Here is a 9,292-nt window from a genome sequence, read left to right as displayed (position 1 = left end):
CCGCCGGCGCCCTCGAGGGCCTGACCGGCGAAGAGATGACCGCGCCCGGACCCGCCCGATGACCGCTCCCGCCGCTGACGCCCCGCTGTCGCTCGGCCGCACCCTCGCCTTCTCGGCGACCAGCCTGCCGATCGCCGCCGTGGTGCTGGCGATCACGGTGCACATGCCGGCCTATTTCGCCGCCAGCATCGGCGTGCCCCTGGTCGTGGTGGCGGCCGCCTTCGCCACCTGCCGAACCATCGACATCCCCATCGAGCCGGCGCTGGGCATCCTGATGGACCGCACGCGCAGCCGCTGGGGCCGCTACCGCGTCTGGACGGTAATCGGGGCGCCGCTCCTGATGCTGGGGCTCTTCATGCTGCTGGGCGCCAACCCGGGCGTGGGCGTGGGCTACCTGATCGCCTGGCTGATGGTGATGTACCTCGGCATCTCCATCCTCATCCTCTCGCACGCCGCCTGGGGCGCGACACTCGCCCACAGCTACAACGACCGGGCGCGGATCTTCGGAATCATGGGCGGCGTGGGCGTGATCGGCGCCCTGGGCGTGCTGGCGATCCCGATCGTGATGGAGAACGCCGGCTACAGCGACGCCGAGGGCGTGCGGGCGATGATCTGGTACATCATCGCGCTGGCGCCGATCTCGGCGGCCATCGTCATCTGGCGCACACCCGAGACCATCGCGCCCGAGCCGCCCGGCCAGAAGTTCCGGGCGCGCGACTACCTCGAGCTCATCACCAACCCCAGCATGGCGCGCATCCTGCTGGCCGACCTGTGCCTGGTGCTGGGACCCGGGTGGATGGCGGCGCTGTTCCTGTTCTTCAGCCGCGACGTGATGCAGTTCACCACCGGCCAGGCGAACATCCTGCTGGTCTTCTACATCATTGCAGGCCTGGTCGGCGCGCCGACCGCGGGCTGGGTGGCCACCCGGATCGGCAAGCACCGCGCTGCGATGCTGTCGACGGCCGTCTACTCGCTGGCGCTGGTCAGCCTGCTGTTCCTGCCCAAGGGCAACGTCTACGCCAGCATCCCCACGAACTTCGTCACCGGCTTCGTGGCGGCGGGCTTCACGGCGCTGATCCGCGCCATGGTGGCCGACGTGGCTGACGACATCCGGCTTCGGCAGGGCAAGGAGCGGGCAGGCCTGCTCTTCTCGCTGACCACGTCGACCAGCAAGATCGCGCTCGCCGGCTCGATCATCATCACCTACCCGCTGCTCGCCGAGATCGGTTACGACCCGAAGCTGGGGCACGGCAACACGCCCGAGGCGCTGACCGGCCTCACCTGGGCGTTCCTGGCCGGGCCGATCGTGTTCCTGGCGTTGGGGGCCGCCTGCTTCATCGGCTATCCGCTGACCGCGGCGCGAGCGCATGAGATCCGCCGCCAGCTCGCCGAACGCGACGCCCAGCTCAGTGCGGGCCCGCCGGCCGGCTCGGTCCCCAATGGGGCGGTTCCGAGAGAAGCGACCTGAAATAACCGCTCATCCCGGCGAATGCCGGGACCCAGATGGAGATGCTCAGATGTGGGCTCTGGGGCTCGGAGCCTCTCCGATACCGCCTCCAAGCGTTGAGATCTGGGTCCCGGCATTCGCCGGGATGAGCGGAAGTCAGGCCAGCTTCTTCGCGAGCTCGAGGAAGGCCTTCGCCGCGGCGCTCTCGGTGTTGACCGCAACCAGCGGCCGACCGGCGTCGCAGGCCTCGCGCAGCGGCACCTCGATGGGGATCTCGGCCAGCAGCGGCACGCCCAGCCGCTCGGCCTCGGCCCGCGCGCCGCCGGTCCCGAAGATCGGCACCTTCGCGCCCGACGAGTCGGCGAAGTAGGCCATGTTCTCGACCACGCCGAGGATCGGCGCGCCGGTCTTCTCGAACATGGTGGCGGCGCGGCGCGCGTCGATCAGGGCGATCTCCTGGGGCGTCGAGACGATCACCACGCCGTCCATCTTCAGCTTCTGGACCAGGGTCAGCTGGATGTCGCCGGTGCCGGGCGGCAGGTCGATGATCAGCACGTCCAGCGGCTCGGCTTCCGTGCCCCAGTTGGAATTCAGCAAGCTGCGCAGCGCCGACGACGCCATCGGCCCACGCCAGATGTTGGCCGTGCCCGGCTCGACGATGAAGCCGATGGACATCACCTTCACGCCCCAGGCCTCCATCGGGTTGAGACGCTTCTCCGCGTCGAAGGTCGGCTCGCCCTCGATTCCCAGCATGGTGGGCGCCGACGGGCCGTAGATGTCGGCGTCCAGCAGGCCCACGCGCTTGCCCAGCCTGGCGAAGGCGGCCGCGAGGTTCACCGAGACCGTGGACTTGCCCACGCCGCCCTTGCCCGAGGCGATGGCGATCACCTTGTTCACGTGCGGCGGCTTCACCGCGTCGACCATGGGATGCAGCTGGGCCTGCGGATCCTCGGCGACGCGGGGCCGCCCGGCTCCGCCCGGCGGCGGGGCCTGGCGGCGCGGCGTCACCTTCAGGCTGGGCATCGAAGGCGCCTGCAGCTCCGTGGTCAGCACCACCTGGGCGATCTCGACCCCGTCGGCTTCGGCGAGGATCTCCTCGGCGCGGTCGCGCACGCCGCGGTAGAGTTCGATGTCGGCGGGCGCCACTTCCAGCATGAAGGCCGCGCGGCCGCCGCGCAGGACGAGGCCGCGCACGAGGCCCGCGCTGGTCAGGCCTTTGCCCGACTTCGGGTCGATCACGCCGTCCAGCGCCTTCAGGATCGCGGTCCGGTCGGGGCCTTCGCTCATGCCGCTATATTTGCCTCGGTCTTGCGCTTGTTGGGGTGGGCGTCTCATATCCGGCTGACAGCGCCGGTTTACAAGTCCGCAACGGGCTTTAAGGAACCCGGCTCACAGACTGCGTAAGGTCCCGCTTGAGCTCGCTCGCCTGATGCCTTGGAACGATAACGCCAACCCTGGGCCGTGGGGTTCGCCGTCGGGTGGCGACGATCGGCGCGACCAGCCCCGACGACCGTCCGGCGGCGGCCCGCGGCGGCCCGGCGGACCTGACTTCAATGCCGGCTTCGAACAGCTGAACAACCGCCTCCGCGACCTGTTCAACGGGCCGGGCGGACGGCCACGCGGGCGCGTGATCGCGCTGATCGGCGGCGGCCTCGTGGCGGCCTGGCTGGCGTCGGGCATCTATCAAGTGGGTTCCAACGAGGTGGGCATCGTCACCACCTTCGGCGCCTACAGCGGGCGGACCAGCCCGGGCCTGAACTACCACCTGCCGGCGCCGATCCAGGACGTCGAGAAGGTGCCGTTCACGACGCTGAACAAGACCGAGGTCGGGGGCACGCCCAACGCGGACGCGCCCAGCGAGGGGCTGATGCTCACGGGCGACGAGCAGATCATCGACCTCGACTTCACGGTGACCTGGCGCGTGGCCGACCCGGCCGCCTACCTGTTCGGCATCCGCGACGGGCAGGAATCGGTGAAGACCGCCGCGGAAAGCGCCATGCGCGAGATCGTGGGCAAGTCCTCGCTGCAGCCGATCCTCTCGACCGGCCGCGGGCAGGTCCAGCGCGAGACGGCGGAGCTTATGCAGCGCACCCTGGACAGCTGGGGCGCCGGCATCACCGTCGTGGAGGTACAGATCAGCCGCGCCAACCCTCCGCCGGAAGTGGTCGCGGCGTTCCGCGACGTGCAAAGCGCCGAACAGGACGCGGAGTCGGCCGTCAACGAAGCCAACACCTACAAGAACCGGGTGGTCAACGAGGCCAAGGGCGACGCGGCCAAGATCATCCAGGCGGCTGAGGGCTACCGCGAACAGGCCGTGCGCGAGGCGCAGGGCGAGGCGGCGCGCTTCAACCAGATCCACGGCGAGTACCGGCGCGCCCCCGGGGTCACCCGCGACCGCCTCTACATCGAGACCATGCAGCGGATCCTGCAGTCGTCGAACAAGGTCGTCATCGACTCCAAGGGTGCCAGCGCACCGATCATCCTGCCGCCCGATGTCTTCCGGCCGAAGACGCAGACGCCCATTCCACAGGCGCAGGTCGTAACCCCGGGTCCGGGGCCGGCCGAGCGGAGGAGCGGCCAATGACGATGAACTCGCGGGCCATCGCCGTCCTCGTCGCCGCCTTCGGCGTCCTGGTCCTGCTCACGCAGACCCTGTTCATCGTGAAGCAGAGCGAACAGGCCATCGTGCTGAGCTTCGGAAGCCCGGTGCGGACGATCCATGCGCCCGGCCAGGGCGGCGCGGGCCTGAACCTCAAGGTCCCGTTCGTGCAGCAGGTGGTGAAGTTCGACCGCCGCAACATCGCCCTCGAGGCCGGCCAGGAGGAGGTGATCACCTCGGGCCAGCAGCGCCTCGTGGTGGACGCCTTCATCCGCTACCGGATCACCGACCCGCTCCAGTTCTACACGGCCCTGCGGGACGAGCGGACGGCGGCCGACCGGCTGGAGCGCCTGGTCAACTCGTCGCTGCGGCAGATTCTGGGCTCGGCCAGCCAGCCGGACATCGTCTCGGGACGGCGCGCGCAGCTGATGCAGCAGGCCCGCGCCGACGTGGACCGCCGCGCCAAGGCCTCGCGCCTGGGGGTGCAGATCATCGACCTGCGCATGCGGCGCGCGGATCTTCCCAGCCAGAACCGGGACTTCATCTTCCGCCGCATGCAGACCGCACGGCAGCAGGAGGCCGCTCGGCTGCGGGCCGGCGGCGAGCAGCAGAAGCGCGAGATCATCGCCGAGGCCGACAAGGAGGTCGCCATCACGCTGGCCACCGCGCGCGAACAGCAGGGCGAGATCATGGGCCAGGGCGATGCGCAGCGGACGCGGATCTTCGCCAACAGCTTCGGGCGCGACCCGTCGTTCGCGGCGTTCTTCCGCTCGATGCAGGCCTATGAGCAGAGCCTGGCCGACGGACAGACCACGCTGGTCCTGTCGCCGGACAGCGCGTTCTTCCGCTATTTCGAGCGCGGGCCTACGGGTGGCGGCGCGCGACGCTGAGACAGCTTGACCATTGAAATTACGCGCGTAGTATCTCGGGAGTCCCTGCCGGGAGGCTCCATGGTCCGCCTCGCTCTCATAGCCCTCGCGCTGGCCGTCGCCGCGACGCCCGCCACCGCTGCGGTTTCGCGCCAGACCCTGCTCGCCGTGCGGCTGGAGATGAAGCGCGACGCCGGGGACGCAGCCCTGCTGCGACGGCTGAACATGACGGCCCGCGCGCTCTGCGCGCGCACCACTTCGCCGCTGTTCCCGGGCAACGAAGGCCGCGCCTGGAAGTGCCGGCGCAACGCCGTCGCCACCGCGCTCAGCCGCCGCGGCCTGGACGTGGACGTCTAGCCCAGCAGCCAGCCCCGCACTTCGTGCAGGTCGCGGGCGATGCGGACGCAGAGGGTTTCCATCTCCTCGGTGGGATCCAGCATGTCGGGCACCATGACCGTCATCATGCCGGCCGCCGAGGCGGCGCGGACGCCGTTATGGCTGTCCTCCAGAGCCAGGCAGTCGGCCGGGTCGACGGCCAGAGCCTGAGCCGCCTTCAGGAAGGGCTCGGGGTGCGGCTTGCCCTTCGTCTGCACGTCGCGGGTGATCAGCGCGTGGAAGCGGTCGACCAGGCTGTGCGGGCCGAGGCTCGCCTGCACGCTCTCCAGGCTGGACGACGTGGCAATGGCGCGCGGCAGGCCCAGCGCATCCAAGGCGTCCAGGATCTCCGCGGCCCCGGCCTTCAGCGCGATGCCGGCGGCCAGCTCCTCGCGGAAGTGGCCGCTGACGGCGGCGGACCACGCCTGAAGGTCGAAGCTCGGGCCGAAGTGCTCGACCAGGATCAGGTCGCTGGCCGCGTGCTGCAGGCCGACCATCCGCTGGAAGGTCGCAAACGGCATCTCGGCGTCGATGGCGTCGGCCGCCCGCTGCATGGCGCGGAACACCACCGTCTCGGTGTCGACGAGCAGGCCGTCCATGTCGAAGACCACGGCTTTGACGGGACGCGGGAGAGCCATGGCGCGAGATAACCGACTCGGCGTGCAGACCCAAGCCAGAGCCGGTGCTCAGTCGATGACGAAGGCGTCGGCCGTGTAGCCCTGGAAGTAGAGCAGCGCGGTCAGGTCGGCGTGGTCCACCTTGGCGTGGGCCTGGGCGGCGACGATGGGCTTGGCGCGGTAGGCCACGCCCAGGCCGGCGGCCTGGATCATGGCGAGGTCGTTGGCGCCATCACCGACCGCCAGGGTGGCTGAGAGCGGCACACCGAGGTCCGCGGCCTCCTCCTCGAGCGCCGCCAGCTTGGCCGCCTTACCGAGGATCGGATCGCGCACCTGGCCGGTCAGGGCCCCGGCGTCCTCGATCAGGGTGTTCGCGCGGTTGAGGTGGAAGCCTGCGGCGTCGGCCACACGGCTGGTGAAGAAGGTGAAGCCTCCCGAGACCAACGCGCAGCGGGCGCCGTTCGCCGCCATGGTGCGGACCAGGGTGCGGGCGCCGGGGTTCAGGCGGACGCGCTCGTCGTAGGCCTGCTGGAGCGCGGTGGTGGCGAGGCCCTTCAGCATGCCCACCCGCTCGCGCAGCGCGCCCTCGAAGGCGAGCTCGCCGCGCATGGCGCGCTCGGTGATGGCGCTGATCTCGGCCTTCAGCCCCGCGAAGTCGGCGAGCTCGTCCAGGCACTCGACGTTGATGATGGTCGAGTCCATGTCGGCCACCAGCAGGCGCTTCTTCCGGCCCGCCGCCGCCTGCACGCAGGTGTCGACCGGCAGCCCGTCGAGCTCGGTCGCGACGATCGCCTGGACGGCCTCGAGGTCGGCCAGCAGCGGCAGCTCGAAGGCGCCCTCGCCCAGTGGCTTCGGCGCCTTGACGGCCATGCCAGCGCCTGCGAGCGCTGCCTTCGCGCGATCGGCGGCGGCGGCCACGGTGGCGGCGTCGGGACTGACGAGGGTGAGGACGAGTTCCATGACGGGCCGCATCTGGCTGATCGCCGGACCCACCGCAAGCGGCAAGTCGGCCCTGGCCCTCTCCCTGGCCGAAGCCGTGGGCGGCGAGATCGTCAATGCGGACTCCATGCAACTCTACGCCGGCCTGCGCGTGCTGACCGCCGGGCCGCCGCCGGAGGAGCGCAGCCAAGCGCCGCATCACCTCTTCGGAGCCGTCGATCCGGCCGACGGTTGGTCGGTCGGCCGCTGGCTGCGGGCGGCCACGGAGATCATCGCCGACATCCGCGCGCGCGGCCGCGACGCGGTGGTGGTCGGCGGCACGGGCCTCTACTTCCGGGCGCTGACCCACGGCCTGGCTGAGATCCCGGCCGTGGCCGCGGACGTACGCCGGGCCGCCGGCGTGGAGTTCGAGGCGTTGGGCGAAGAGGCGTTCCGGGCGCGCCTGGCCAAGGCAGACCCTGCGGCGGCCGCCCGCATCGCGCCCGGCGACCGCCAGCGGCTGGCGCGGGCGTGGGAGGTCTACGTCGCCACCGGGACCTCGCTCAGCGACCATCAGGCGCGGGCGGAGGGCGCCCTGCCCGCCGGCAGCTGGACCGGCGTCGCCATCGATCCGCCGCGGGCCGCCCTCTACGCCCGCTGCGACGCGCGCCTCGTCGGCATGGTGGAGCTCGGTGCGCTGGACGAAGTGCGCGCGCTGATGGCCCGCAACCTCGACCCCGACCTGCCGGCAATGAAGGCCGTGGGCATGCGCGAGCTGGCCGCCCATCTGCGCGGCGAGACGACACTGGAGGCCGCGCTCGCCGCCGCCCAGCAGGAGACCCGCCGCTACGCCAAGCGCCAGACGACGTGGATGCGCGGGCAGATGGCCGAATGGCCGAGGCTCACCGGCCTGGACCCCCGCGACCATTGGAGGCAGTTTCTTGCGCTGAACCCCGCCTTGACGGCCTAGCCGGGGCATGCGAAAGCCCGTTCCGATCAATCGCGGGAAATCTCGTGCGCACCATTCTCGTACTCGTAAGGCGACCGTAACGGACTGACGTCATCGTCAGGACCGATCGGTCGCTTGCCCAGGCCCCTTCGCGGGCCTTTTTTATTATCTTCAGCCCAGGCCCTCCCCCATGTCCGCCCACCAGACGATCGAAGCTGAAACCACGACCCTCTCGGGCGCCGAGATGGTCGTGCGCGCCCTCATCGACCAGGGCGTAGAGGTGCTTTTCGGCTATCCGGGCGGCGCGGTTCTGCCGATCTACGACGCGCTCTTCGCCGAGCCGAAGCTGCAGCACGTGCTGGTCCGCCATGAGCAGGGCGCGACGCACGCCGCAGAGGGCTATGCGCGCTCCACCGGGAAGCCGGGCGTCGTGCTGGTCACCTCTGGGCCCGGCGCGACCAACGCCGTCACGGGTATCGTCGACGCGCTGATGGACTCCATCCCGATGATCGTGATCACCGGCCAGGTCGCCACGCACCTGATCGGCACCGACGCCTTCCAGGAGTGCGACACGATCGGGATCACGCGGCCCTGCACCAAGCACAACTACCTGGTGAAGGACGTGGCCGACCTGCCGCGGATCATCCACGAGGCGTTCCACATCGCCACCTCGGGCCGGCCGGGCCCGGTCGTCATCGACATCCCGAAGGACGTGCAGTTCGCCAAGGGCGCCTACCAGGGCCCGAACGAGGTGAAGCACGTCCACAACTACGCCCCGAAGGTGAAGGGCGACGCGGCCAAGATCGCCGAGGCGGTGGCGCTGATCGCCAGGGCGAAGAAGCCGATCCTCTACACCGGCGGCGGCGTCATCAACTCGGGGCCGCGGGCGGCCGCGCTGCTCCGTGAGTTCGCCGCTCTGATCGGCGCGCCGGTCACGTCGACGCTGATGGGCCTGGGCGCCTTCCCGGCGTCCAACGACCAGTGGCTGGGCATGCTGGGCATGCACGGCAGCTTCGAAGCCAACAACGCCATGCACGACTGCGACGTGATGGTGGCCATCGGCGCCCGCTTCGACGACCGGGTGACCGGCCGCCTCGACGCCTTCGCCCCCACCTCGAAGAAGATCCACATCGACGTGGACGCCAGCTCCATCGGCAAGAACGTGCGGGCCGACATCGGCATCGTCGGCGATGCCGGCAGCGTGCTCGAGGACCTGATCGCCGCCTGGAAGAACCGCAACCTGGCGACCGACAAGGCCGCGCTGAAGACCTGGTGGACCCAGATCGACGGCTGGCGCGCGCGCCGGTCGTTCGCCTATCGGCCGGACACCCAGTTCATCAAGCCGCAGTACGCGATAGAGCGGCTCTACGCGCTGACCAAGGACCACGACACCTACATCACCACCGAGGTCGGCCAGCACCAGATGTGGGCCGCCCAGTTCTACCGTTTCGAGGAGCCCAACCGCTGGATGACCTCGGGCGGCCTGGGCACCATGGGCTACGGCCTGCCCGCGGCGGT

Annotated in this window: 9 protein-coding genes; 6 read left to right on the top strand and 3 right to left on the bottom strand. The window is 70.3% G+C overall.

The features are described 5' to 3' along the window. Positions 1–58 precede the first annotated feature (58 nt). Positions 59–1,468: an MFS transporter gene (locus VGD44_RS20820; protein ID WP_331090299.1), complete on the top strand. Its 1,410-nt coding sequence runs from the start codon at positions 59–61 to the stop codon at positions 1,466–1,468. A 135-nt stretch (positions 1,469–1,603) separates the two neighbouring features. Here the strand turns inward: VGD44_RS20820 and VGD44_RS20815 are convergent, their stop codons facing one another. Then, entirely contained in the window at positions 1,604–2,734 is a 1,131-nt protein-coding gene (locus VGD44_RS20815; protein WP_331090298.1) for an Mrp/NBP35 family ATP-binding protein, read from the bottom strand. Between the two features lie 142 nt (positions 2,735–2,876). Here VGD44_RS20815 and hflK point away from each other — a divergent pair, with 142 nt between their 5' ends. Genes hflK through VGD44_RS20800 form a run of 3 tightly spaced genes read left to right on the top strand, consistent with a single transcriptional unit; the run spans position 2,877 to position 5,272 of the window. After that, the gene (gene hflK, locus VGD44_RS20810; protein WP_331090297.1) at positions 2,877–4,031 is read left to right on the top strand and encodes an FtsH protease activity modulator HflK; all 1,155 of its coding nucleotides are present in this window, start codon (positions 2,877–2,879) and stop codon (positions 4,029–4,031) included. Further along, positions 4,028–4,936, top strand: a complete 909-nt coding sequence (locus tag VGD44_RS20805; RefSeq protein WP_331090296.1) for a protease modulator HflC — start codon at positions 4,028–4,030, stop codon at positions 4,934–4,936. The genes hflK and VGD44_RS20805 overlap by 4 nt, the downstream gene beginning before the upstream one ends. Positions 4,937–4,996: 60 nt before the next feature. After that, positions 4,997–5,272 carry a UrcA family protein gene (locus VGD44_RS20800; protein WP_331090295.1) on the top strand — a complete coding sequence of 92 codons (276 nt, stop codon included), beginning with the start codon at positions 4,997–4,999 and terminating at the stop codon, positions 5,270–5,272. Here the strand turns inward: VGD44_RS20800 and VGD44_RS20795 are convergent. Further along, entirely contained in the window at positions 5,269–5,928 is a 660-nt protein-coding gene (locus VGD44_RS20795; RefSeq protein WP_331090294.1) for an HAD family phosphatase, read from the bottom strand. The two genes, VGD44_RS20800 and VGD44_RS20795, sit on opposite strands and share 4 nt — an antisense overlap. Positions 5,929–5,976: 48 nt before the next feature. Further along, positions 5,977–6,867 (bottom strand): phosphoserine phosphatase SerB, encoded by an 891-nt coding sequence (gene serB, locus VGD44_RS20790; protein WP_331090293.1) that lies wholly within the window; start codon positions 6,865–6,867, stop codon positions 5,977–5,979. Between serB and miaA the strand changes: the two genes are divergently transcribed. Next, positions 6,866–7,795 (top strand): tRNA (adenosine(37)-N6)-dimethylallyltransferase MiaA, encoded by a 930-nt coding sequence (gene miaA, locus VGD44_RS20785; RefSeq protein ID WP_331090292.1) that lies wholly within the window; start codon positions 6,866–6,868, stop codon positions 7,793–7,795. The genes serB and miaA overlap by 2 nt on opposite strands. 169 nt (positions 7,796–7,964) lie before the next feature. Further along, the coding region (ilvB, locus tag VGD44_RS20780; RefSeq protein ID WP_331090291.1) for a biosynthetic-type acetolactate synthase large subunit at positions 7,965–9,292 on the top strand (1,328 nt) is incomplete at its 3' end.

Source organism: Phenylobacterium sp. (assembly GCF_036402295.1).
GTDB lineage: Bacteria > Pseudomonadota > Alphaproteobacteria > Caulobacterales > Caulobacteraceae > Phenylobacterium.
Note: the sequence above shows the minus strand (reverse complement) of the source record. Positions and strands in the feature narration are given on the sequence as shown.

What these genes read in the sequence shown, in the direction of transcription:
- VGD44_RS20820 (WP_331090299.1), top strand. Translation starts at nt 59, where the DNA reads ATGACCGCTCCCGCCGCTGACGCCCCGCTGTCGCTCGGCCGCACCCTC.
- VGD44_RS20815 (WP_331090298.1), bottom strand. Translation starts at nt 2,734, where the DNA reads ATGAGCGAAGGCCCCGACCGGACCGCGATCCTGAAGGCGCTGGACGGC.
- hflK (WP_331090297.1), top strand. Translation starts at nt 2,877, where the DNA reads ATGCCTTGGAACGATAACGCCAACCCTGGGCCGTGGGGTTCGCCGTCG.
- VGD44_RS20805 (WP_331090296.1), top strand. Translation starts at nt 4,028, where the DNA reads ATGACGATGAACTCGCGGGCCATCGCCGTCCTCGTCGCCGCCTTCGGC.
- VGD44_RS20800 (WP_331090295.1), top strand. Translation starts at nt 4,997, where the DNA reads ATGGTCCGCCTCGCTCTCATAGCCCTCGCGCTGGCCGTCGCCGCGACG.
- VGD44_RS20795 (WP_331090294.1), bottom strand. Translation starts at nt 5,928, where the DNA reads ATGGCTCTCCCGCGTCCCGTCAAAGCCGTGGTCTTCGACATGGACGGC.
- miaA (WP_331090292.1), top strand. Translation starts at nt 6,866, where the DNA reads ATGACGGGCCGCATCTGGCTGATCGCCGGACCCACCGCAAGCGGCAAG.
- serB (WP_331090293.1), bottom strand. Translation starts at nt 6,867, where the DNA reads ATGGAACTCGTCCTCACCCTCGTCAGTCCCGACGCCGCCACCGTGGCC.